Source organism: Microbispora sp. NPDC046973 (assembly GCF_040644495.1).
Lineage (GTDB): Bacteria > Actinomycetota > Actinomycetes > Streptosporangiales > Streptosporangiaceae > Microbispora.
On sequence record NZ_JBEYWQ010000002.1, the window covers coordinates 219,906 to 242,592 of the forward strand.

The window sequence follows — 22,687 nt, forward strand, 5'->3', positions numbered from 1 at the left end:
CAGAATCCTATCTCCGTTCCTCGCCGTCCCGCTTCTCCTCCGACAGGCGCAACCCCGCCTCGATCACGGCGTTCATGATGGGGGCGAGCAGACCCGCGCCGAGGCTGGGGGCGCGGCGGGCCATGGCCGCGACGAGGCGCCGCTCGCGCTCCATGTCCCGCCCCCGGAACCCGCCCACGGGCTTGAGCCGCTGGATCCGCCCGGCCAGCGCGGCCCGGCGTTCGAGGAGCGTGGCGAGGGCCGCGTCCACCCGGTCGATCGCGGCCCGGGCCGCGTCGAGGGTCTCGGGATCGTCCGGCCGTACGAGCGCCGCCATGACGGTCGCCGCCTCGTGCGCCGCCGCAAGGGCCCGCGCGGGCGCGCCCGGGCCGACCAGCAAGCCGTCCGCCCCCGCCGCCACCGCCGCGTCCGCCAGCCCGCCGTCGCCGCCCAGCCCGGCGAGCACGGGGCGGCCGGTGCGCTCCCGGGCGGCGCGCATGAGCCCGAGGTCGGGCGCGGCGTCCTCCGGCTCGCCGCGGCCGCCGCTCTCGCAGAGCACGACCGCCTCGTTGCCCTCGGCGGCGCAGTGGTCCGCCGCGGCCAGCCACTCCTCCAGCGTCGCCGCGCGCCCGCCCTGGACGATTGCGCGCTGGAGGACGACGGGGAGCCCGAGCCGGGCCGCGGCGCGGACGAGATCGGGGTCGGCCGCCCAGGCCGCCCCGACCACCACTCCGTCGGCGTGCCGGGCCACGGCGGGCAGGTCGGCGACCGTGGCGGGCTCCACCAGGAGCGGGCCCGCCCAGCGCGCCCTGGCCGCGGCGACCGCCCCGTCCCCCGAAGAGCCGTCCACCGAGGACCTGTCGTCCGCAGAGTTCCCCGGAGAGTCTCCCGGCGTGTCCTGTGCGGTCTCGGCTCCGCCGCCGAGGGTGCCGCCGTCGCCGGGCAGGCGCAGCCAGCGGGCGTCCCGGCCCCCGATGACCACAACGGGGAGCCCGTCGCCGATCACGAGGTCGCCGATCCGTACGGCGTCGCGGTCGAGTTGGGCTGCCTTCGACATGTGGGCTCCTCCGTGGGCCGGCCCCATGGAACCGGCCGCCTGCCATGGGGACTCGCTGAGATCGGACGTCCGGGAGAACGAAAAAGGCAGAGACGCTGGCGTCCCTGCCTCAAGCCGGCTCCGGATGGTCGCTAGCTCACCTCACGCGACCGGCCCTCCCGAAGCCGGCCTCGTAAACGAGCTGTACCTACCCATAACAAGGACCTTAGCAGCGACGGGCCACGACTCGAACCGATCTGTCTCGGATTCCGGGATCGCCAGTCATGGACGCGGTTGATCCCTTTGCCATCCGTGGGACGATTCATGGGTCCAGGAAGGGGTTCGAGTGTCGCGTGCGGAAGGCCGGCTCGTCGGAGGCCGGTACCAGTTGATGGAGCCGATCGGCCGGGGTGGCATGGGCGTGGTCTGGCGCGCCCACGACCAGTTGCTGGACCGCGCGGTCGCGGTCAAGGAGGTCCGCTACGACAGCGCCATGGGCGACGAGCTCAGCGACCTCAATCGCCGGACCATGCGCGAGGCCCGGGCCGCCGGCCGCCTCACCCACCCGAACGTGGTGGTCGTCCACGACGTCATCGAAGAGGACGACCGGCCCTGGATCATCATGCAGCTGGTGCCGTCCCGCTCGCTCGGCCAGGTGATCAGGGAGGACGGCCCGCTGTCCCCCGAGCGCACCGTGGAGATCGGCCTGCAGATCCTGGACGCGCTGCGCGCCGCGCATCGGCAGGGCGTGCTGCACCGCGATGTGAAGCCCGAGAACGTGCTGCTCACCGACGACGGCCGGGTGGTCCTGACCGACTTCGGCATCGCCAGGCTCGAGGCCGACTCCACCATGACCCGCACCGGCCTCGTCGGGACCCCCGCCTTCATCGCCCCCGAACGGCTCCGCGGCGAGGCCGCGCAGCGCGAGTCGGACCTGTGGTCGCTCGGCGCCACGCTCTACACGGCCGTGGAGGGCAAGCCCCCGCACGACCGCGGCATGGCGATGGCCACCATGCACGCCGTGCTGAACGACGACCCGGCCCCGCCGCGGCGCGCGGGCGCGCTGGGCCCCGTTCTCCTGCGGATGCTCGCCAAGGAGCCCGTCGACCGGCCCGGCTACGACGAGCTGACCCGGCTGCTCAAGCGCGTGTCGCGCGAACTGTCCCCGCCGGCGTCCCGGCCCGTCGCGGCGCCCGCCGAGCCCGCCGAGCCCGCTGCGCCGCGGCCCGCGACGCCGGAAACGCCCGCCTCCCGGCAGGGGAAGGCGTCCCGGGGCGCGGCGCCGTACCCGCCCGTGTCTCCCCCGCCCGTGTCCCCCGCGCCCATGTCCCCCGCCCGGCCGGACGAGCCTCCCGCGGAGCGCGACGAGGCGGCGGGGGCGGGCCGTGCGCCCGCCCCCGGCAAGGGAGCGGCGGCCGGGCGCGACGAAGCCGGGACCGGGGCCGGGTCCGGAAGCGAGGCCGCGGGCCCCGGCGAGATCACCTCGCCCCTCCCGGTCATACGCGACGAAGGGGCGCCGGAGCAGGAGGACGGCCCGGCTCAGGAGAAGGCCGCAAAGGCGCCCGGAGCGATGCCGGAGACCGGCGTGCAGGCCGCCCCGCCCGCCCGCGCGAAACCGTCCGCGGCTTCCGCGCAGGAGAAGCCTGGGAAGGAAGACGGCCCGGCACGGGAACCGAACGCGCACGACGGCGCCACCAAGATCGCTCCCGCCGTCACCTCAGACGCGGTCTCCGGCACCGTCTCCGGCCCTGGGGACCGCACGGCGCCGGAGGACTCGGCCGCCTCGGGGACGACGAAGGACTCCGGCGCCTCCTCCGCCGGGCGCCCGGCCACGACGCCGCAGTCCCCGGTCTCCCGGTCCTCGGCGGCCTCCGGCGCGAGTGCCACGCCGAAGGGCGCCACGGGAGGGAGCACCGCGTCGAAGGGCGCGGCGGGTTCGGCGTCGTCCGTCTCCTCCGGTTCCACCGGCTCCGGCTCCGGCTCCCGGGGCGGGGGCGGGAGCGACAGCCGTACGGACCGGGCGGGCGGCGGGCCCACGCCGGGCGCGGGCGACGAGCGGCGCGCCGCCACGGCGGACCGTACGCAGGACGCCTCGGGCGCGGCCGGGAGCCCGATCGCCGGGCTGAGGCAGGCGCCTGCGGCGGTGCCCCCGCGGGGCGGAGCGGCGTGGCACGAGGTGTCCACCAGCCCGGCCCAGCCGCGGTCGTCGAACGGACTGCTGAAGGTCGCGATGATCCTCATCCCCGCACTGCTGATCATCGCGGGCGTGGCGGGCTACCTCGGCCTTCGGGCGGGCGAGGGCGACCCGGGGGGCGACCCCGGGTCGGACGCGGCCACGGCCGCGACGGGGAAGGGCGGCGACAAGCCCTCCACCTCGGCGCCCTCCCCGGCCGCGCCGTCCTCCGCCGAGCCGTCCGCGTCCGCCTCGGACGAGGCGACGGAGTCTCCCGAGCCCTCCCCGAGCCCCGAAACCTCGAAGCCCGCCGACGTCCCCGAGGGCTGGCACAAGTACAAGCACTCGAGCGGGTTCTCGCTCGCGCTGCCGAAGGGGTGGCACGTCGACGGCAGGGGCAACGGCGAGGTCCGCTTCCGCGGCGACTCGCACACCTATCTGGAGGTCCACCACACCTCCAGTCCCGAGTCGGACGCGCTGAAGGTCTGGCGGCGCGACGTGCCGGGCATGAGCCGGAACTTCCCCGGCTACAAGCTCATCGAGATCAGAGAGGTCAAGGGGTACTTCAAGACCGCGGCCGACTGGGAGTTCACCTTCGGCGACAGCCGCTACCGGTCACGCGTGATCGACCGCGGCTTCGTCACCGACAAGCACAACGGCTACGCGCTGCTCTACAAGACCCAGGACAAGGACTGGAAGAAGAAGAAGGAACTCTTCGAGACCATCGCCGCCACCTTCAAGCCGGCGAAGTGACGCGCTCCCTCGCGGGTGAGCCGGCGGTGAGGGGGTCGGGCGGCCGGCCACCGGCCGCCCTCGTCCAACGGCGCAAGGCCCGGCCGGGCTCCCGCCGCCCGGTCCGCGTGCGCCCGTCGGCGTGCGGTGGAGCGTGACGGCCGCGAGGCGGCCGGAAGCGATCAGCCCTCCCTCCGCTGTACGGGCCCGCCGCACACACGCGGCGGCGGAGACGGGGGGACGACGGGCCGCTCAGCCGGCCTGGCGGGCCTGCTCCAGGTAGGCCACCAGGCCGGCCATCCGCTCGGCCGGCCAGGGCAGGCTCCGGCCGATCTCCGCGCTGTTGTCCCGCCACATCCTGCGGGCCGCCGCCTTGGTCCCCTCGCCCTCCGGTCCGTCCGGGTGGAACCCGCCCGCCAGCGCGTCCCATCGGCGTACGAGGTCCCGGGCGCGCTCGTCCTGCGCGGGCACGCCGGTCTCCACGAGCCGCAGGCCCTCTTCGACCAGCCCGGCCCACTCGCGCCTGGCCGCCTCGACGCCCTCGCCGCCCAGCGCGTTCCTGCGCTCGGCCAGCCGCTCGCGCTGCTCTTCGGTGAAGTAGGTCTCGAACACTGACATCAACTCCAATGTGGTCATCAACCGATCCGGATCGGGGACGGACGAGCCGCCGGTCTGCCCGAGCAGGCCGCGGATCCGCTGACGCAGCGTCCCGATCAGCTCGGCGTGCTCGTCGAGCCTGCGCAACTGCGCCGTCAGCAGATCACGCATCGACTCGGGGTCGTCCGCCGCGCCGTCGAGAACACCCGCGATCTCCTCCAGCGACAGGCCGAGCGCCCGCAGGGCGCGGACCCGGTACAACCGCCGCAGGTCGCGCTCGGTGTATCGGCGGTGCCCGGCGGGCGTGCGCTCGCTCGCGCTCAGCAGCCCGATCTCGTCGTAGTGGTACAGCGCGCGCACCGTCATCCCGGTCGCCCGTGCCAGCTCGCCGATCGACCATCGCGGTCCGGCGTCGTCTGCCCCGATCACGCCAGAAACGCTACGACCTCCCGCGGCGGGAGGTTCAAGCCCCGAGAGCGCGCGATGCGCCGGGACTCGCGAGGTGCGCTCGCGCGTACGTGCGGAAGGCCGCGACGTGGCGGCCGCGGTCACGGGCGCGGGTCGCGGCGACGGCTCCACGGCCGCGCGGCACCCCCTTGCGCCGATCGCGGGGCACCCCTCCCCCGGCGAGGAGAGGAATCCGCCTGACTACACTGCGGCTGCGAGAGCCCCCCGGTCACGACCCTGCCCGCGGCCGGCCACCGGCTCTCACGCGGGCGGACACGAAACGCCTGTCACGCGGGCGGACACGAAAGGCCTCCGACGCAGGCGGACATGAAAGGCACAGAACACATGGTCGACCGCGACGCCGTCGCACTCGACGATCCGGTCGGCGAATCGCTCCGCGGCCACCACGCGCACCTGGCCCGCCGGCTCGGCGGGGCGGCCGGTTACCTGCCGGAGGTCGCGACCTTCTCCACCGTGTCCGCCGACCCCGGCCCGGCGGAGTGGGCCGACCTCGCCCGGCTGCTCGGTCGCGGTGAATTCGCCGATCTGTTCAGCTGCCCGGCGGCCCCGCCCGCGGACTGGGAGCCGGTCTTCGCTCTCGACGGCTTCCAGATGGTCTGGCCGGCCGGCGGCCGTCCCGGCCGGGCCGATGCCGAGCCCGGCGCGCAGATCGTCGAGCTGGGCGCCGATGATGTGCCCGAGATGCTCGATCTCACCGCGCGAACCCGTCCTGGACCGTTCTGGCCCCGTACGCACGAGCTCGGCACCTATCTGGGTGTCCGCGAGAACGGCGCCTTGGTCGCCATGGCGGGCGAACGGCTCCGCCCGCCCGGATGGACCGAGATCAGCGCCGTCTGCGCCGCTCCCGAAGCTCGCGGGCGAGGTCACGCCTCCCGCCTGGTGCGCGCGCTGGTCGCGCGTATCACGGCGCGGAGCGAGCGCCCGTTCCTCCACGTGGCCGAAGCCAACGTCAACGCGCTCGCACTCTACGAACGGCTCGGCTTCGTGGTCCGCAGGCGCGTGACGTTCCGCGGGTTCCGCACGCCGTGATGCGGACAGGGATCCGAGGCGTCAGCGGGAGTAGTGCTCGACCACGAGTTGCTCGACCACCGGGACCACGAGCTCCTCGCGTGCGGGGTGCCGCAGCAGGGTGAAGCGCAGCGCCCGCAGGTCGCCGTCCAGGTAGGGAGCGGTCCGCTCGTCCGCGTACGTGCCCTCGGGCCGCGAACGGCTGCATCCCGGCCGACCGGTCCCGTACGGCCACCCGACTGGCCAGGCTTGACCGGTCGGCGGGGCCGGAAGGCCCCGCGCCCTGGCCTGCCTCATCTGCCCGTCCTGAACGGCCGCACCTCCGGCGGCAGTCAGGGCCCCTCGGGCCGCCTCCGGCGTACCGGCGGCGCCCGGGGCGGCATGCTCAAGCCTCGCCGCGTTTTGCAACGCTTCTGTAAGCGAACTGAAAGTCGTCTGAGATTGCCTGGCCCGGGAACCGCACGCCGGAGTGTCCGTTCCCGCGGAGCCGGCCCGGTCTTTCGATCCTTCATCCCGCCGGCCTGCGCGAGGACCGTGATTGTGGAGAGCCGAAGGGGCATGATGCGGACGGCGACGACCCTGGCCATCTATGTCGAGCTGGCACGTGGTTCTTCCGAGTCGATGGCGGCACAACTGGCCAGGCAGCTGAGGCAGGCCGTCCTGGACGGCCGCCTGCCGCCGGACACGCGCCTGCCGTCCAGCCGTACCCTCGCCGAGCTGCTGAAGGTGTCCCGGCCGGTGGTGCAGGAGGCCTACCGCATCCTGGAAGCCGGAGACCTGGTCGAGAGCAGGCGGAGGTCGGGGACCTACGTCAGGCGGGCCCGGCCGGAGCAGACCGCCGGGGAGCCCAGCAGGGGAAAGCCTCCCGCGGACCGGGTCCGCCGGGTGCTCGTCGACCTGTCCCCCGACCAGCCGTCCGGAGAGGACTTCCCGGTGCCGGTGTGGCGGGCCGCGTGGCGACGGGCCGCGCACCGCATTCCGGGCGCGGTGGAGATACCCGGCGAGGCGGTGCTGCGCCGCGCGGTGGCGGCGCACCTGCGGGCGGTGCGCGGGCTGGAGGCCGATCCGGAGAACGTGCTGATCACGACCGGGGTCCGCCAGTCGCTGGACTTGGTGGCGGCGGTCGCGATACAGCCGGGCGCCGTCGCGGCGGTCGAGGACCCCTGCCTGCCCACGGTGATCCGGCTGCTGCGCCAGCACGACGTCACCACCGTGCCCGTCCCCGTGGACGCGGACGGGGCGCTGGTGGAGGCCGTGCCCCGCGCCGTGGGGGCGGTCGTGGTGCGTCCCTCCCACCAGATGCCTCTGGGAGTGGAGCTGTCCCTGTCGCGGCGGCGCGCGCTGGTCGAGCTGTCCGCGGCACACGGAGCGCTGATCGTGGAGGACGACCGGGACCACGACTTCAGCGAGACGATCCGGCCGCAGTCGCTGTGGGACCTGAGCCGGGATCGCACCGACGACGTCGTCTATGTGGGCTGCCTGTGCCGGCTGCTCCCGGACGTGGTGTGCACCGGCTACATCCTCGCCCGCGGGCGCCGGCTGCGGCAGCTGGCCGAGCACCTGTCGCTGCGGCAGTCGGGCACCGTGGCGGTGGCGCAGCGCGCCGTGGCCGAGATGCTCGGCTCGGCCGAGACCCGCGTCCGCGTCGACCGGCTGCGCCAGGCCTATCAGGCCAAACGGCAACTCGTGGTGGACGCCCTGGCCCGCCACCCGGCCGTGGAGCGGCTGAGCGGCGCCCAGTCCGGGTCGCACCTGCACGTCGAACTGCGCCCCGACGTGCACGTCGACCGCGTCATCCGGGCGTTCGAGACGAAGGGGATCGTGACGCCGGCCACCGCGCTGTACGAGTGGAGCGGCCTGGTGCCGGCCCGGAACGGATTCCTGGTCAGCCACAACCATCTCACCGAGGCGGTGCTGTCCCGCACGCTGGCGAAGATCACCCGCTGCCTCGATCAGGTGGTCCCGTGCCCCTGCTGACGCGGCCGGCGCACCTGTCCACTAAAGACCGTGAATGCCCTGCCACTGGCTATCCTCGCCGGTCTCGTGCACCGGCAGGATGAGAACAGCCGGCCAGGCCGTCAACGTGGACGCGCTGGGAGCGACGCGTGGCCACGGCCACGCGGGAAGGCGGACCGCCCGCCGGCGTCGACGCCGACGCCGGCCCTCCGACGGGCCCCCGGAAGAGGACCGCGGTACAGGCCCGCCGAACAGGGGCCGACGAACAGGGGCCGACGAACAGGGCCTCGGTACAGGACCGCCGAACAGGCGCGGTACAGGGACCGCTGCCGTGAGCCGTGTGCCTCCGTCGTCGCCTGCCCTCACGGCGGGCCGTCTCGGCCCCTTCCCACCCCCGCACGGCGTCCACGTACGCCGCGGGCCGGTGCGCGGAAGCCGAGCACGAGCTCCCCTCCTGGCCGGCCGGCCAACCGGTCTTCACGAAGGCCGCCCGGATCGAGTGCCAGAGAAAGGCCATGACATGATCTTCCATCTCCTGGGACGTGTTCAGGTCGGCGACGACGACGCGTCCATGCCCATCGGATCGGCCCCCGTGAGAGGGCTGCTCGCCGCGCTCCTGCTCGAAGAGGGGCGCTCGGTGCCGGTGGAGCAATTGATGAGGTACCTGTGGGAGGACCCGCCCGGCTCGGCCCGCAAGAACCTGAGACTGCACATCGCCCGGCTGCGCGGCCGCCTGGCGGCCCTGGGGCTGCGCGACCGCCTGATCACCCTTCGGGGAGGCGGCGGCGAGGGCGGCTACCGGCTGCTGACCGTGCCCGAGGAGGTGGACGCGGTCATGTTCAGGCGGCTCGCCGCCGAGGGCTTCGCCCGGCTGCGGGCCCGGCAGCCCCACGCGGCCGAGGAGGCGCTCACCGGGGCCCTCCGGCTGTGGCAGGGGCCGATCGGGCAGGACTGCACCGCCTCGGAGCTGCTGCGATCCCGGTTCACGGCCTTCGGCGAGCTGCACCTGACGGTGCGGGAACGGCTGGTGGAGGCCCGCCTGGGCCTGGGCCGCACGACCGACCTCATCCCCGAGATCCTGGAGGTGCTGGCCGACGCCCCCTTCCGGGAGACCTCCTGGGCGCACCTGATGCGCGCGTACTACCTGGGCGGGGATGTGGCCGGCGCGATCTCGGCCTGGGGACGCGCCACGGCGGTGCTCGGCGACCAGCTCGGCCTCGACCCGTCGGCCGAGCTGCACGAGCTCCACCTCGCCGTGCTCCGCCGGGACGACGACGCCGTCCGCGCAGCCGTCGCCCCGCAGCCGGAGGCCGCCCTCTAGCCGTACCCCCAGGGGCGCGGAAAGGGCCGCGAGGCGCTTCGCCTCGCGGCCCTTGCACGTCTCTCACTCCGGGGGCCTCAGTTCCGCCGGCCTCCCGGCGTGGGGAGAACGCGGACCACCTTCCCGACGAGGCCGGCGGCGGGGACGTACCCGAAGTGGCGGGAGTCCACGCTGTGGCCGGCGTTGTCGCCGAGCAGGACGAAGGCCCCCCGGGGCACGGCGGTCTCGTCCGCCTCGCGGGGGACCTCGGCCGGGACGGGGTCCCCCGGGACCGCGGCGACCCTCTTGACCACGTAGCCGGCCCCGGGGTCCACAGTGACCTGGCTCCGCGTGAGGCCCGCGCGCTCCAGCACGAGCCCGGCCACGTCGGCCAGGACGACGTCCTCCCGGCGGAGGCGGCCGGCGGGGACGCGCCGCACCAGCACCCGGTCGCCGGACCGGTACGCGGGGCGCATGCTGTCGCCGGAGACGCTCACCATCAGCAGCCTCCTGCGCGCCCAGGCCAGGCCCGCGGCCATGGTGGCGAGGGCGGCGACGGCGGCGACAAGGGCGAGCAGGAGCGGCAGCGGTGCGGCGGTCACAGGCCGAACCTCCCTCGAACCAGCTCCAGCAGGTCCTCGGCCTGCGGAGGCGGCGGCTCCGCGTAGCCTTCGGCCTGCATCCGGAACAGGCCGGCGTAGACGCCGTCGAGTGCGATCAATTCCTCGTGGGTGCCCTGCTCGGCGACCACGCCGTCGGCCAGGACGACCAGCGTGTCGGCGTCCCGCAGGGTGTTGAGGCGGTGTGAGACGAGCACGCTGGTCCGCCCCGCCCGCCGTTCTCGCAGGGCGTGGTGGATGCGGTGCTCGGCCTCGGCGTCCAGGCCCGAGCTGGGCTCGTCCAGGATCATGAGGTCGCGCCCCGCCCGCAGGTGCGCGCGGGCCAGGGCCAGCCGCTGCCACTGCCCTCCGGACAGGGTGACGCCCGTCTCGCCGCCGGGGTCGCCGTCCTCCTGGTCGTCCCCCTGGAAGAAGAGCCGGGACAGCAGGGTGTCGTAGGAGTCCGGCAGCGCGGTGACGAACTCGTGGGCTCCCGCTTCCCGGGCCGCCGCGGCGATGCGGTCCCGGTCGCCGAGGTGGGCCGGGTCCCCCAGGCCGATGTTCTCCGCGGCGGTCAGGTCGTACTCCATGTAGTCCTGGAAGACCGCGCTGATCCGGGACCGCAGTTCGGCCGGGTCCAGGTCCCGCAGGTCCACGCCGTCCCACAGGATCGCGCCCCGCTCCGGGTCGTACATGCGGCACAGCAGCTTGACGAGGGTGCTCTTGCCCGCGCCGTTGCGACCGACCAGCCCCACGGTGTGACCGTGCGGGATGGTGAGGTCGACGCCGCGCAGCGCCCAGGGGTGGCCCGGCGAGTAGCGGAACCACACGTCGCGGAACTCGATGCCGCGGGCCAGCGCGGCGACCTTTATCGGGTGCGCCGGCACCGGCAGGTCGGGCTCGGCGGCCAGGACCTCGCGATAGTGGGTGAAGAGCAGGAGCTGCTGGTGCGACTGGGCGATCCCGTTGACGATGGCCAGGCCCGCCGCCTGCACCCCGGCGACCGCCGCCACCAGCAGGGAGACGTCGCCGACGGTGATGCGCCCGCCCGCCGCGGCGAGCACGGCCCAGATCATCGCCGCGCCCGACACCGCGGCCCCGATCACGCCGGTCAGCCCCTGGGCGCCCAGCTCCCTGCGGTCCATCCGCCGGTTCTCGCCGTCGGCCCTGCGTCGCTGGGCCGACATGCGCTCGCGCAGGTGGGCGCCGATGCCGAACAGCCGGATCTCCTTGGCGGCCTGGGCGTCGGTCAGCAGGTCCCTGAAGAAGATCTCCCGGCGCTCCACCGGGCTCAGCCGCCAGTACAGACCGGCCCTGCGCCGGGCCAGCCGCAGCTCCACGCCGAGCACCGGCACGGCCGAGGCGACCACCAGGACGGGCATCCACGGCGAGAGGACCAGCAGCGATCCGAGAAACCCCAGCCCGGTGACGGCGGCGCCGGCCGTGGACAGCGCGCCGGAGACGACCACGCCCGGGGTGCTGCCGCCGTGCTGCAGCGCCATCCGCATCCGGTTGAGGAAGGCCGGGTCCTCGAACCTGGCCATGCCGACGAACCGCTCGGTCACCGCGAACAGCCGTTCCTGCGCCAGCAGGCCCACCCGGCGCCCGGTCTCGGCGGAGGCGTACCGCAGGACGTGCGGCACCAGCGCCATGACGAGCCCGGCGGCGGCCAGGGCCACACCCGGCCCGAGCACCGCCCCGCCCCCGGTCGTGACGCCGTCCAGAAGCAGCTTGGTCAGCCACGCCCCCGCGACCGGCGCCACCGCGCCCAGCACCGTGAACACCGTGAACACGGCCGTGTGCCTGCGGCCGGCCCGCCAGGTCATCCGCAGGGCCTCGATGATTCCGCCCACCGTCACACCTCCACCGGATCGAGGAACAGGTGCCCCATCTCCGCCCCGGAGGCGCTGACCACCCCGCCCGGGTCGACCAGCGCCAGCGCCGGGTACGCCCTGACTCCCAGCGCCTCGCCCACCGGGCCGCCCAGGTCCGGCTCCACCACCACGGTGGCGACCGGCTCCAGCAGCCTGACCTTGTCGGCGAGGTCGCCTTCGTCGCCGACGAGGAGCGCCAGCACCTGGGTGCCGGCGCCGGGGAAGGCCGCGGCGAACTCCGCGAACTCGGGCAGCCGCTCCTCGCACGCCCGGCAGCCCGCGGTGAAGGCCCCGACCAGCGTGGTGGATCGGGCGAAGAACTCCTCGCCGATCGGCTCACCGCGCACGGTGCGGCCGTGGAAGGCGCCCACGCGCTCGCCCGCGGCACGCATCGTGCGCGGGGGCCTGTGCACGACTCGCCAGCGCCCCGGATCGGAGCGCCCGGCCGGCGGGCCGTCATACGCGCGCAGGCGGCGGATGACACCGGCCGTCAGCAGGAGGTTCAGCACGCCGACGAGACCGGCGAAAGACACTGCGAAGATCGACACGAGGACTCCCACGTTTCAGGAATTGGCATTCACGCGCTCGACGGCCGGAGCAGACCGGCGATGCCGTCGGTGAGCAGGACGAGGCCGGCCGCCACCAGGCCGAGGAACGCGGCGGCCACCGCGCCGGCCGGCTCCGGCACGGCGCCGGGGGCGTCGAGCCCGAGGACCGCGCCGGTCAGCGAGCCGGTCAGCAGCACGCCGTTGCGGACCAGGTGGGCCGGGCCCACCGGCGACGGCGCACCACCGCCGAAGCAGGCGCACGGCACGCGCCGCCGCGACCGCACGGCCGCCGCGATGGCCGCGGTGAAGGCCGCCAGCAGCGCCGCCGCGACCGCGAACCCGGCCACGACGGTGGCCGGCGGGACGAGCAGCACGGCCACGGCCAGCTCCCCGGCGACGACCACCGGTCCCATCACCGTCCGCGCCGGCGACGGAACCCACGGCGCCAGCGCGCCGGCCGCGTCCAGGAAAGCGGCGTACGCGCCCCGGCGGCGCACCTTGCTCACCGCCGAGACGGCGAACACGGCGCCCACGAGAAGGCGGCAGCAGATCAGGACGTACTCCACGGTGACTCCGTTCGGGCAGGATCGGGCATGGGCCGGGCAGCATGGGCCGGGCAGCATGGGCCGAGCAGCATTGGTCGGGCACGGACGCGGACGCCGCCCGGATCGCACCTCGTGTGATCCGGGCGGCGTGTTCACCACGCGCTGCGATCGCGCGGACCGGTGTGCCCGGTCACCGGAATCGTCGGCGAATCACCACCGGAGCCAGGAATCGCGCTTTTCTCGTTTCATCGCGATCCCGCTCCGGTTTCCCGCCGGATTCCGTTCGCTCAGCAGGTGCTCGACTTCTCCAGGGTGATGGTCTTGGCCTCGAAGTCCACGCAGAGCTTCTTCGTGACGGTCCCCGTGGTGAAGGGGTACACACCGCCGGTGCAGCTGACCTGCTCGGTGCCGATGACGACGCACTTGCTCACGGCCTGAGCCTCCGCCGTGGGAACCACCGTGCTCAGCATCCGATCGGTGAGCGACCCGAGAGTCCGGACCATTCTCGCACCTCTTTCCATTGGTTTTCCTCCTTTTCGGGAGGGGCCGGTTTCTCCGACACCGATGACATTAGGAATGATTTGCATGGGAACGGCATGCCATTCATTGACGAATGGCCCTCGACCAAGCCCCGACCAAGCTCCGACCGAGCCCGGCCGCCCCGTCCGCTCGGCGCCGGGGGGCCGGCCGGCCTCCCACCGCCGATGAAAGTTGCATCTCCATACGAAATCAGCCCCAGGTCAGAGCGTTACGGACCCCCTGAGCGTTGACCGTCCGGCATGGCGAGGAAAAGGATGCGGCTCGACCTGCGCCCGGAGAGGGCGACAGCGCGACTGCTCGAAGGAGCTCTCCATGCACGGCTCGCTCACCCGCCGGCGGCGCGCCGGCCTGGCCCTGCTGACGTCGGCGGCGCTCGCCGCCGCGTCGGCCCTCGTGGCGGCCACGGCCGTCACCGCGCCCGCCTCGGCCGCGACCTCCGCAACCGTGACGGTGAACACCGGCACGAGCCTCGGCACGATCCCGGCCGCCGGGCACGGCGTCAACGTCGCCGTCTACGACGGCAACATGAACAGCGCCCCCGTCTCGGGCCTGCTGCGGGACGCCGGCTTCACCGCCGTCCGCTACCCCGGCGGGTCGTACGGCGACATCTACCACTGGAAGACGCACACCACCGAGGGCGGCTACGTGGCCCCCGGCACCGACTTCGACACCTATGTGAGCACGGTGCGCTCGGCCGGCGCGCAGCCCGTCGTCATCGCCAACTACGGAACGGGCACGGCCCAGGAGGCCGCCGACTGGGTGCGGTACGCCAACGTCACCAAGGGATACGGCGTCAAATACTGGGAGATCGGCAACGAGGTCTACGGCAACGGCCACTACGGCTCGGGCTGGGAGCAGGACAACCACGCCGACAAGAGCCCGAAGGCGTACGCGAACAACGTCCTGCAGTACATCTCGGCGATGAAGGCCGTGGACTCCTCGATCAAGGTGGGCGTCGTGCTCACCACCCCGGGCGGCTGGCCGGACGGCATCGTCGGCTCGGGTGACAGCGCCGACTGGAACAACACGGTCATGTCCATCGTGCAGGACAAGGCCGACTTCGTGATCGTCCACTGGTATCCGGGTGCCACGTCGGCGGCCGACAGCCTGACGAAGGTCTCGCAGATCGCGCCGATGGTGAGCACGATCCGCTCCCTTCTCGGCAAGTACGCCGGGAGCAGGGCGTCGAGCATCGGCATCGCGGTCACAGAGGCGAACCTCAACTACCAGCTCAACAGCGCGACGACGGCCCTGGGCGCCGCGGACAGCTATCTCACCTGGTTCGAGAACGGGGTGATGAACGTCGACTGGTGGAGCCTCCACAACGGCACCAGCAGCAGTCCGAAGACCAACGACGACGGGACCACCGACTACAACGACTTCGGCATCCTGTCCTCGGGCAGCTCGGGGGAGCCGCCGGTGAACACGCCGCTGCCGCCGTACTACGGCCTGGCCATGGTCGGCAAAGCCGGATCGCCGGGTGACACGCTGGTCAAGGCGTCCTCGTCCAGCTCGCTGCTCGCCGCGCACGCGGTGAAGACCTCCGGCGGCGTCAACGTCGTGCTGGTCAACAAGGACCTGAACAACTCCACGACGGTCTCGCTGTCCTACTCCGGCTTCTCCCCCGGCGGCGCGGCCTCCGTCGTGCAGTGGCGCAAGGGCGCCACCTCGATCAGCACGAGCACCGCGTCGTCCGCCACCTCGATCACGCTCCCGCCGTACTCCATCACGGTCCTGAAGGCGTCCGGCGGCGGCACCACATCCCCCTCGCCCTCCCCGTCGGCCTCGCCCTCTCCGTCGCCCTCGCCCTCTCCGTCGGCCTCGCCCTCGACCTCTCCCACGCCCGGCGGCTCGGGGTGCTCGGCGACGTACAAGGTGGTCAACTCCTGGCCGGGCGGCTTCCAGGCCGAGGTGACGGTGACGAACACCCGCACCTCCGCGATCTCGGGCTGGACCGTCGGCTGGTCGTACCGGAACGGCCAGACGATCAGCTCCTCGTGGAACGCCACGGTGTCCCAGTCGGGCGCCGCCGTCACGGCGAAGAACGTGAGCTACAACGGCGGCCTGGCCGCCGGCGCGTCCACGTCGTTCGGCTTCACCGCCAACGGCGCCGGTGACGTCCCGTCGCCGATCTCCTGCACCACCGGCTGACACCCGGCCGCGCCCGCCCGTGCGCGCGGGCGGGCGCGGGACCGGCCCCCCTCAGACCGTCTCGCCGGGCACCGGAACGGGCACCGGCTCGCGATGCGGACGCGCGCGATACACCATGTCGACGACCCAAGCGGCCAGCACGAGGGCGCCGGCCATCAGGGCGAGCTGCGCGCCGAAGCCGGCCTCCTGCGTGAGCGTCAGCCGCAGGCCGATGTGGAAGCCGCCGTGCACGCCCACCGCCATCCACACCGCGCCGCTGCGCATCCGGGCCACCGTGCACGCGAGGCCGAGCGCGGTGGCCGTCACGATGTAGAGCAGCTTCTCGAGGAGGGTGTCGGCCCCGCCCTGGGAGAAGACGTGCAGGGCGCCGAACACGCCCGCAACGGTGATCACCACCACGCGAGTGGGCAGCCGCGCCGACAGGGTGTCGTACACGTGGCCCCGCCACAGCAGCTCCTCCGGGAACGCCTGGTTGAGCACGGGAATCGCCAGCGCGAGCGGCAGGTACGGGAGCGCGTCGCGGGCCGTCTCCCACCAGGGCACCCAGTCGGTCAGGAACAGGGCCACCGCGTAGGCCTTGGCGGTCACGACGGCCACCGCACCGATGAGCACGCCCGCCAGCGCCTGCCATAAGGCGCTCCACGACCAGGTCAGCCGTACGCCCTGCCAGCTCTGCCGCCCGAGGAACCGGCGGACCGCGAACACCAGGGCGATCGAGACGAGCGTCACGGTCAGGGCGCTCAGCGTCTGGGCGAGGAGGCCGCGGCCGTCCTGCATGAGCAGCCCCACGATCAGCGGGCCGCTGAACGCCTGGACGAACATCACGACGACGGCGATGGACACGGCCCACGGGGGCGTGGTGGCTCTCATGGGCGAAACGCTAGATCCGCCCTGCTCGCGGGCACATCGAGCGGCGGATAGACGCGGGCATGACCATGGTCATGGTTCCGATGGGCGATTGCATCCGATCCGAATCGCTCTAGGGTCGAGACCATGGCGCGTTTCGACTGGCTTCGCGACGCCGACCGGCCTTTCCTGTTCAACGTCGTGTTCTGGGCGATGACGGCCCTGCTGACCGCCGGACTCGCGCAGGGGTTCGTGACCGGCGCGGCGACCCCGCTGCAGTGCGTGCTCTTCGGCGCCAACCTGGTGCTGCTCGCGGCGCTCTGGCCGGCCCTGCCCTGGAGCCGGAGACGGGGCCGCCTCTGGGTGGCGCCGCTGTTCCTGGCGGCGACGCTCATGACAGGGGTCACCGGTTCGGCCGAGCTCCACCTGCCGCTGATCCTCATCGCGGTGGCCAACCTCGCGTTCCTGTACGGCATGCGCGTCGCGACGGCCATCTTGTCGGGCGTCGTGGTCCTGTGCGCCGTCACGCCCCCGCTCGTGGGCTCGACGATCGCCGACGGCCTGGTCCAGGCCGCCTGGATGGCGGCGTTCTCCGCGTTCGTCCTGGGCATGGTGGCGTCCATCGTCGAGGCGCGGCGCAGACGCGAGGAGGCCCAGGGGTTGCTGGAGCGGATCAGAGAGCTGGCCGTCGCCGAGGAGCGGGCCCGGATGGCGGCGGAGATGCACGACTCGGTCGGCCACCACCTCACCGTCATCAAGATGGGCCTGGAGAACGCCGAGCGGTTCCGCGAGCGCCGCCCAGAGGCCGCCTGGGCGGAGGTCCGCCAGGCCAAGGAGCTCACCGTGGAGGCGCTGGCCGACGCGCGGCGCTGGGTGCGCGCGCTGCGGCCGCTCGCGCTGGACGGCCGCGTCGGCAGCGCCGCGCTCGAACGGCTCGCGGCGTCGTTCGACGGCACCGGCATCAGCGTGAGCTTCGAGGTGCGGGGCGAGGAGCGGCGCCTGGAGGCCGACACCGAGCTCGTCCTCTACCGGGTGCTGCAGGAGGGGCTCACCAACGCGCTGCGGCACGCGAGGGCGGAGCACGTGCACGGCACGCTCACGTTCGGCGACGACCAGGTGGCGCTCGTGGTCAGCGACGACGGAACGGGCAGGGACGACCGGACGCGCGGCGGCTTCGGGCTGACCTCGCTGGCGGATCGGGCCAGGGCGCTCGGCGGCACCCTGGCCGGGGACAACAGGCCGGGCGGAGGGTTCGAGTTGCGCGCCGAGCTGCCCATGTCGGGGGTGCGGGCATGACGCCGGTCAGGGTGGTGCTGGTGGACGACCAGGCGCTGCTGCGCCAGGGGCTGCGCAAGCTGCTTGAGGTCGAGGACGGCGTCGAGGTCGTCGGCGAGGCGGCCGACGGCTACGAGGCGCTGCGGGTGATCGGCGAGCGCCGCCCGCACGTGGCGCTCGTGGACATGCGCATGCCGGGCATGAACGGCGTGGAGCTGATCGTCCGTCTGGCGGCCGAGCATCCGGAGGTGGCGGTCGTCGTGCTCAGCACGTTCGACGAGGACGAGTTCATCTTCGGCGCGCTGCGCGGCGGCGCGACCGGCTACCTGCTGAAGGACTGCTCGCCGGAGGAGCTGGTCTCGGCCGTCCACCGGGTGAGCCGCGGTGAGACGGTGCTGGGCAGCCCGGTGGCGGCCCGACTGGTCGCCGAGCTGCGGCACCTGCCGGTGAACCCGGTCGCCTTCCGCGGGCAGGAGTTGCTGTCGGCGCGCGAGGTGGAGGTGGCGCGGATGGTCGCCGCCGGGGCCGCCAACAGGGAGATCGCGGCGCGCCTGTTCATCACCGAGGGCACGGTCAAGAACCACGTGTCCAGCGCGCTGCGCAAGCTGGGCCTGCGCGACCGCATCCAGCTCGCCCTGCACCTGCGTTCGTGACCGCGTCCCCTGAAGAACCGGCGGCCCCCTTCCGGGGAGCCGCCGGCGAGGGGTCACCAGGAGGCGGGCTTGCCCTTCTGGAACAGCCACACGTCGAAGAACGCCTTCAGGTCCATGCCCGAGACCTTCTCCGCCGCCCGGATGAAGTCGGCGGTGCTCACGTTGCCGTACCGGTGCTCCGCCGCCCAGTCCTTGATCAGCGTGAAGAAGGCGGCGTCGCCGATCTTGCCGCGCAGCGCGTGCAGCGTCATCGCGCCCCGGTTGTACGGCACGTTGCCGAACATGTCCTCGGGGCCGGGGTCGGCCGTGACGATCTGCCAGAACGACGAGCTCGCCGCCCGGCCGTAGTTGCTCGAGCTGTTGAACGTCTGCTGTGCGGTGGCGCCCCCGGAGTGCTCGGTCCACAACCAGGTCGCGTAGGTCGCGAAGCCCTCGTTGAGCCAGATGTCAGACCATGTGCCGACGCTCACGCTGTCGCCGTACCACTGGTGCGCGAGCTCGTGCGCCATGGTGCCGACGCCGGGCGCGCTGGAGAAGATCGGCTTGGTCTGGCTCTCCAGGGCGTAGCCGACGTCCGGCGCGCGGTCGATGATGGCGCCCGCCTGGTTGAAGGGGTAGGGCCCGAAGATCGAGGAGAAGTACTCCAGGATGTCGGGGATCCGGGCGACGGCCGCGGCCGACTGGGTCACCAGGCGGGGGTCCACCGCCGTGTAGACCGGGATGCCGCCGGGCGTGGTCGTCTCGTTGACGACGAAGTTCCCCAGGGTCACCGTGGCGAGGTAGGTCGCCATCGGCTCGGCCGAGTCCCACACGAACGTCGTCCTGCCGTTCGCGGTCGTCTTCGACACCAGGCGGCCGTTGCCGACCACCGTGACGCCTTCGGGGACGGTCGCGCGGAAGGTGAACGTCGCCTTGTCCAGGGGGCTGTCGTTGGAGGGAAGCCAGGCCGGGGCGCCCTGCGGCTCGCCCGGCACGAAGGCGCCGTCGTCCGTCGGCACCCAGCCCTCGATCGAGCCGTCGGGGTCGGTGACGACCGGCGGCGTCCCCGCGTACGTCACCGTGACCGTGAAGGTCTGCCCGGTCTTGAGCTTGGGCCGCGAGGTGACGACGAGCTCCTGCCCGTCCCGGCGGTAGGCGGCCGGGTGCGTGCCCACCTTCAGCGACGTGATCTGCGGGCCGCGGAAGTCCAGGTCGAACCGGTCGAGGTCCTGGGTGGCGACCGCGGTGATCACCGTCGTGGCGTCCATGACCTTGGTGGCGGGGTCGTAGGAGAACGTGACGTCGTAGTGCCGCACGTCGTAGCCGCCGTTGCCCTGGTCGGGGAAGTACGGGTCGCCGAGCGAGGGGGCGCCCGCGGAGTAGCGCGGCTCCCCGGGGTCACCGGGAGCCGCGAGAGCGGTGGTCGCCTGGGTCGCGGCGAGCAGCGCGGCCGCGAGGGCGGCGCCGCCGAGCCGCGCAGCCCGGCGCGAACGGGACGATGTCATGCGAGTCCTTTCGACGGACCGGGCGGCCGGGGGCCGGCCGCCCGGTCCGATTCTTTGCGTGAGATCAGGCGACGACGGAGCGGAGCGGGATGCCCGCCGCGCCGAGGTCGCGGACCAGGTCGCGGACGAACGGGTGCTCGTCGGCGGACAGTCCGTCGGGGTTCGGGATCGTGATGTAGGACGAGCCGTCCGCGGACGCGGTCTGCGCCGTGTCCGTGTAGCGCTCGACCACCGCCCGCGTCCGCGCGAGGTCGGCGTCGGCCACCTGGATGACGATCGGCCGCCACTCACCGCCGAGGTTCGGCGGCTCCTCCGTCGTCGCCGCGGCGATGCGCAACGGGTCCGGGGCAATCCGCTGCTTCGCCTGCGGCGAGGCCTGCGCAGCGACCGCCGGGTAGAGCAGCGCGTTGGCGAGGAGGTGGATGCCGTTCTCGTTGTACGCCCTGAACAGCGGGTTGTACGCGAACAGCACGGCGTGTCCCGCGCCGGTCGGCTCGTCGACGAGAGAGGCCGTGCCCTTGAGCACCTCGGCGCCCACGGTGTAGCCGTTGGACCAGAACGTGTCGTCCGAGGGGTAGGTGAGCACGTTCACCCCGGTCTGGCTGGGGTTGAGGATCGGGTCGCCGTTGTTGAACTGGAAGTCCTCCGCCGGCCGGCCGAGCGACACCGGGCTGCCCTGGGCCACGTCCACCCGGAAGTGCGAGCCGATGACCTGGTAGCCGGTCGGCTTGGCCTTCTCGGTCGTGGAGGTGAGGCCGGCGGCCCTGGCGACCCGGGTGCCCTCGTTGCGCAGCCCGACGTACGTGCCGCCCGCGGCCACCCACTGCCGGAGGTTGGCCAGGCCCTGCGCGGTCAGCCCGCCGTTCGCGCTGCTGCCGTCCGGGACGAGCAGGACGGTCCGCTCGGTGAAGGCCGGGGTGTTGCCGTTGACGTCGGCCGTGGTCACCGGCGTGAGCCGAAGGCCCCAGCGGTCGCCGAGCACGTAACGGGCCTCGCCGTACGACCCCGAGGTGGTGGAGACGCCGGTGCCGGCGAACAGGCCGACGTCGGGCGTGCGCAGCGTGGCGCCGGAGGCCGGGGCGCGGCCGCCCTCGACCGTCACGCCCAGCGAGCGGGCGAGCTTGTCCAGCTCGCCGCGGTTCACGGCGGTGGCGGGCAGGCCGACGACCCCCGTCCGCGCGTCGCGCGTGAGCGGCACGCCCGCGCCGAGCAGCCGGAAGGTCAGCTCGGACGCGGCGGCCGAGTCCATCGGGTAGGAGTACGACCCGCCCTGGGGCGCGGCGGAGGCCACGCCGCCGTCGACGTCCTTGACGAGGTCGGCCTTGGGCGACAGCTCGTCACCGGTGGAGATGGTGTTCACGCCGGCGAGCAGCGGGTTGCTCCACGAGGAGACGTCGTAGAAGTAGGGGAACGGGACGTACGGGTCCTCCCCCATGACCGCCTGGATCCAGTGCTTCTGCGGCTGGTCCATCGGGATCCAGTAGGCCCCCTCGGGGACGGTCACGTCACTGGCCGTCCGGCCGCCGAAGACCCGCGCGGAGGGCACCTTGACGGACTGTCTCACCCGGTAGACCTCGACGTCCATGCGGCGCAGCCGCTCGACCAGCCGGCGCACGTCGCCGAGCTGCCGGTCGGGCAGCAGGAAGTACGACCGGATCGTGATGTCGGGCACCGGGAAGCGCACGGTGTTCGCCGGCTGGACGACCTCGTTCGGCTCCAGGGCGCCGGCGGCCCCCTCGGCGAGCGCGGTTCGCCAGATGGAGTAGTAGCCGTCCAGGACCTCGCGCCGGTTGTCGGCGGCCCAGCCGGTCGTCGCCCACTGGGTGTTGAACTGCTGCTGCACCCGGTCCTCGACCGCCGACGAGCTGCCCTTCTCGAACGTCATCCCGGCGGCGCCGAAGCCCGCGGCCGGGACGCTGTCGCCGTAGCCCATGTAGAACAGGTCGTACGTCGCGTAGTTGAAGTAGCACTCGGTGGTGACCGCGCCGCCGCAGGCGCCGTTGTAGCCGAAGCCCGCCGCGTTCGCCGCGCCGATCCGGTTGATCCAGTTCACCGGCTGGTCGGCGATCTCGTGGTGGATCGGGTCGGCGTTGGGCGGGAAGAAGTACTGCCGCCCGCCCATCTCGTGCGCGTCGACGAAGACCTGCGGCGGATACCGGCGCAGCATCTCGATCTTGCCGTCGGTCTCCGGCTGGGTGCGGGCGAACCAGTCCCGGTTGAGGTCGAAGCCGTACTCGTTCTGCCTGCGGCTCGCGTCGCGGCCGTCCGGGTTCTGGGTCGGCACGATGACCGTGACCAGGTTGTCGTTGCGCTTGGCGACGTCGCAGGACAGGCCGGCGGCCAGCTCGTACAGGGTCTTGAGCGCGGCGTCGGCGCCGCTCTTCTCACCGCCGTGCACGTTGCCGGCGATCCAGACGATGGCCGGCGAGTCGTCGGCGATTCGCGCCGCCTTGTCCGCCTTCAGTGACCTCGGGTCGCGCAGCGAGCGGATCCGGTCCGCGATCTTCTTGAGCTGCCCCGGGACCACGTTGTGGGAGTCGGACACGATGGCGTACGGCAGGTCCTGGCCGGTCACGCTGTGCGCCATGGTCCCCGTGACCACGCGGTCCGAGGCGCCGCCCACGGCTTCCACGTACTTCTTGATCTCTTCGGTCGTGAGCACCCGGGGCTGTCCCTTGCCCAGCGGGAAACCGAAGAACTGCTCGGGGGCCGGCACCGTGCCCAGGTGGGCGTTCGGGTCGGTGCTGCACCGTCCGGGCGCCCTGCCGGCGTCGGCCGGGTCGGCCTGCGCGGGGGACGCGGGCGTCAGCGTGAGCGCGGCCGACACCAGGACCGCGGCGCCGAGCGCCATGCCATAGGGGGATCTTCCGCACAACGTCGTGCGTAACCGCATCTCGCCTCCAGGCGGGGGGACGGGGGGATG

Annotated in this window: 18 protein-coding genes and 1 pseudogene; 7 read left to right on the forward strand and 12 right to left on the reverse strand. The window is 73.2% G+C overall.

Annotation, left to right across the window (positions count from 1 at the left end):
* Window positions 1-7 precede the first annotated feature (7 nt).
* Window positions 8-316, reverse strand: coding sequence for a chorismate mutase (locus tag ABZ860_RS05085; protein WP_357216305.1), 309 nt, complete (start codon window positions 314-316; stop codon window positions 8-10).
* Window positions 317-505: 189 nt separating this feature from the next.
* Window positions 506-1,063, reverse strand: a pseudogene (locus ABZ860_RS05090) (hypothetical protein); the annotation flags it as partial.
* 298 nt (window positions 1,064-1,361) lie between these two features.
* Here ABZ860_RS05090 and ABZ860_RS05095 point away from each other — a divergent pair.
* Window positions 1,362-3,941: a protein kinase gene (locus ABZ860_RS05095; RefSeq protein ID WP_357215253.1), complete on the forward strand. Its 2,580-nt coding sequence runs from the start codon at window positions 1,362-1,364 to the stop codon at window positions 3,939-3,941.
* A 231-nt stretch (window positions 3,942-4,172) separates the two neighbouring features.
* On the opposite strand, the gene ABZ860_RS05100 is transcribed toward ABZ860_RS05095, so the two are convergent.
* Entirely contained in the window at window positions 4,173-4,946 is a 774-nt protein-coding gene (locus tag ABZ860_RS05100; RefSeq protein WP_357215255.1) for a MerR family transcriptional regulator, read from the reverse strand.
* A gap of 345 nt (window positions 4,947-5,291) precedes the next feature.
* Here ABZ860_RS05100 and ABZ860_RS05105 point away from each other — a divergent pair, with 345 nt between their 5' ends.
* A complete protein-coding gene (locus tag ABZ860_RS05105) occupies window positions 5,292-6,014 on the forward strand; it encodes a GNAT family N-acetyltransferase (protein WP_357215258.1) in 723 nt (240 codons plus the stop codon).
* A 21-nt stretch (window positions 6,015-6,035) separates the two neighbouring features.
* On the opposite strand, the gene ABZ860_RS05110 is transcribed toward ABZ860_RS05105, so the two are convergent.
* Window positions 6,036-6,290 carry a hypothetical protein gene (locus tag ABZ860_RS05110; protein WP_357215261.1) on the reverse strand — a complete coding sequence of 85 codons (255 nt, stop codon included), beginning with the start codon at window positions 6,288-6,290 and terminating at the stop codon, window positions 6,036-6,038.
* 261 nt (window positions 6,291-6,551) lie between these two features.
* Here ABZ860_RS05110 and ABZ860_RS05115 point away from each other — a divergent pair, with 261 nt between their 5' ends.
* Both ABZ860_RS05115 and ABZ860_RS05120 read left to right on the forward strand, forming a co-directional pair.
* Window positions 6,552-7,970, forward strand: coding sequence for a PLP-dependent aminotransferase family protein (locus ABZ860_RS05115; RefSeq protein ID WP_357215264.1), 1,419 nt, complete (start codon window positions 6,552-6,554; stop codon window positions 7,968-7,970).
* A 499-nt stretch (window positions 7,971-8,469) separates the two neighbouring features.
* Window positions 8,470-9,270: an AfsR/SARP family transcriptional regulator gene (locus ABZ860_RS05120; RefSeq protein ID WP_357215267.1), complete on the forward strand. Its 801-nt coding sequence runs from the start codon at window positions 8,470-8,472 to the stop codon at window positions 9,268-9,270.
* A 77-nt stretch (window positions 9,271-9,347) separates the two neighbouring features.
* Here ABZ860_RS05120 and ABZ860_RS05125 read toward each other — a convergent pair whose 3' ends face one another.
* The 5 genes from ABZ860_RS05125 to ABZ860_RS05145 form a co-directional block, all read right to left on the reverse strand.
* The gene (locus ABZ860_RS05125; RefSeq protein WP_357215270.1) at window positions 9,348-9,851 is read right to left on the reverse strand and encodes a S26 family signal peptidase; all 504 of its coding nucleotides are present in this window, start codon (window positions 9,849-9,851) and stop codon (window positions 9,348-9,350) included.
* Window positions 9,848-11,701 (reverse strand): ABC transporter ATP-binding protein, encoded by a 1,854-nt coding sequence (locus ABZ860_RS05130; RefSeq protein WP_357215273.1) that lies wholly within the window; start codon window positions 11,699-11,701, stop codon window positions 9,848-9,850. The genes ABZ860_RS05125 and ABZ860_RS05130 overlap by 4 nt, the downstream gene beginning before the upstream one ends.
* Before the next feature lie 2 nt (window positions 11,702-11,703).
* The gene (locus tag ABZ860_RS05135; RefSeq protein ID WP_357215276.1) at window positions 11,704-12,270 is read right to left on the reverse strand and encodes a hypothetical protein; all 567 of its coding nucleotides are present in this window, start codon (window positions 12,268-12,270) and stop codon (window positions 11,704-11,706) included.
* 29 nt (window positions 12,271-12,299) lie between these two features.
* Window positions 12,300-12,836: a MauE/DoxX family redox-associated membrane protein gene (locus ABZ860_RS05140; RefSeq protein ID WP_357215279.1), complete on the reverse strand. Its 537-nt coding sequence runs from the start codon at window positions 12,834-12,836 to the stop codon at window positions 12,300-12,302.
* A gap of 266 nt (window positions 12,837-13,102) precedes the next feature.
* Window positions 13,103-13,318, reverse strand: a complete 216-nt coding sequence (locus ABZ860_RS05145; RefSeq protein ID WP_357215282.1) for a hypothetical protein — start codon at window positions 13,316-13,318, stop codon at window positions 13,103-13,105.
* 349 nt (window positions 13,319-13,667) lie between these two features.
* Between ABZ860_RS05145 and ABZ860_RS05150 the strand changes: the two genes are divergently transcribed.
* Window positions 13,668-15,506, forward strand: coding sequence for a cellulose binding domain-containing protein (locus ABZ860_RS05150; RefSeq protein WP_357215285.1), 1,839 nt, complete (start codon window positions 13,668-13,670; stop codon window positions 15,504-15,506).
* 51 nt (window positions 15,507-15,557) lie between these two features.
* Here ABZ860_RS05150 and ABZ860_RS05155 read toward each other — a convergent pair whose 3' ends face one another.
* A complete protein-coding gene (locus ABZ860_RS05155) occupies window positions 15,558-16,376 on the reverse strand; it encodes a type II CAAX endopeptidase family protein (protein WP_357215288.1) in 819 nt (272 codons plus the stop codon).
* 123 nt (window positions 16,377-16,499) lie between these two features.
* Here ABZ860_RS05155 and ABZ860_RS05160 point away from each other — a divergent pair, with 123 nt between their 5' ends.
* Together ABZ860_RS05160 and ABZ860_RS05165 are read left to right on the forward strand one after the other, a co-directional pair.
* On the forward strand, window positions 16,500-17,648 hold the full coding sequence (locus tag ABZ860_RS05160) for a sensor histidine kinase (RefSeq protein ID WP_357215291.1): 1,149 nt from the start codon (window positions 16,500-16,502) through the stop codon (window positions 17,646-17,648).
* Complete coding sequence (locus tag ABZ860_RS05165; protein ID WP_357215295.1) at window positions 17,645-18,280, forward strand: response regulator transcription factor; 636 nt, start codon at window positions 17,645-17,647, stop codon at window positions 18,278-18,280. The genes ABZ860_RS05160 and ABZ860_RS05165 overlap by 4 nt, the downstream gene beginning before the upstream one ends.
* Before the next feature lie 53 nt (window positions 18,281-18,333).
* Here the strand turns inward: ABZ860_RS05165 and ABZ860_RS05170 are convergent, their stop codons facing one another.
* Together ABZ860_RS05170 and ABZ860_RS05175 are read right to left on the reverse strand one after the other, a co-directional pair.
* The gene (locus tag ABZ860_RS05170; RefSeq protein ID WP_357215298.1) at window positions 18,334-19,764 is read right to left on the reverse strand and encodes a M1 family metallopeptidase; all 1,431 of its coding nucleotides are present in this window, start codon (window positions 19,762-19,764) and stop codon (window positions 18,334-18,336) included.
* Between the two features lie 64 nt (window positions 19,765-19,828).
* Window positions 19,829-22,657, reverse strand: coding sequence for a M14 family zinc carboxypeptidase (locus ABZ860_RS05175; protein WP_357215301.1), 2,829 nt, complete (start codon window positions 22,655-22,657; stop codon window positions 19,829-19,831).
* Between the last annotated feature and the right edge of the window lie 30 nt (window positions 22,658-22,687).

Coding starts and splice junctions, on each gene's coding strand:
- ABZ860_RS05155 (WP_357215288.1), bottom strand. CDS start 16,376: ATGAGAGCCACCACGCCCCCGTGGGCCGTGTCCATCGCCGTCGTCGTG.
- ABZ860_RS05165 (WP_357215295.1), top strand. CDS start 17,645: ATGACGCCGGTCAGGGTGGTGCTGGTGGACGACCAGGCGCTGCTGCGC.
- ABZ860_RS05150 (WP_357215285.1), top strand. CDS start 13,668: ATGCACGGCTCGCTCACCCGCCGGCGGCGCGCCGGCCTGGCCCTGCTG.
- ABZ860_RS05110 (WP_357215261.1), bottom strand. CDS start 6,290: ATGAGGCAGGCCAGGGCGCGGGGCCTTCCGGCCCCGCCGACCGGTCAA.
- ABZ860_RS05085 (WP_357216305.1), bottom strand. CDS start 316: ATGGCGGCGCTCGTACGGCCGGACGATCCCGAGACCCTCGACGCGGCC.
- ABZ860_RS05175 (WP_357215301.1), bottom strand. CDS start 22,657: ATGCGGTTACGCACGACGTTGTGCGGAAGATCCCCCTATGGCATGGCG.
- ABZ860_RS05105 (WP_357215258.1), top strand. CDS start 5,292: ATGAAAGGCACAGAACACATGGTCGACCGCGACGCCGTCGCACTCGAC.
- ABZ860_RS05120 (WP_357215267.1), top strand. CDS start 8,470: ATGATCTTCCATCTCCTGGGACGTGTTCAGGTCGGCGACGACGACGCG.
- ABZ860_RS05170 (WP_357215298.1), bottom strand. CDS start 19,764: ATGACATCGTCCCGTTCGCGCCGGGCTGCGCGGCTCGGCGGCGCCGCC.
- ABZ860_RS05115 (WP_357215264.1), top strand. CDS start 6,552: ATGATGCGGACGGCGACGACCCTGGCCATCTATGTCGAGCTGGCACGT.
- ABZ860_RS05145 (WP_357215282.1), bottom strand. CDS start 13,318: ATGGTCCGGACTCTCGGGTCGCTCACCGATCGGATGCTGAGCACGGTG.
- ABZ860_RS05160 (WP_357215291.1), top strand. CDS start 16,500: ATGGCGCGTTTCGACTGGCTTCGCGACGCCGACCGGCCTTTCCTGTTC.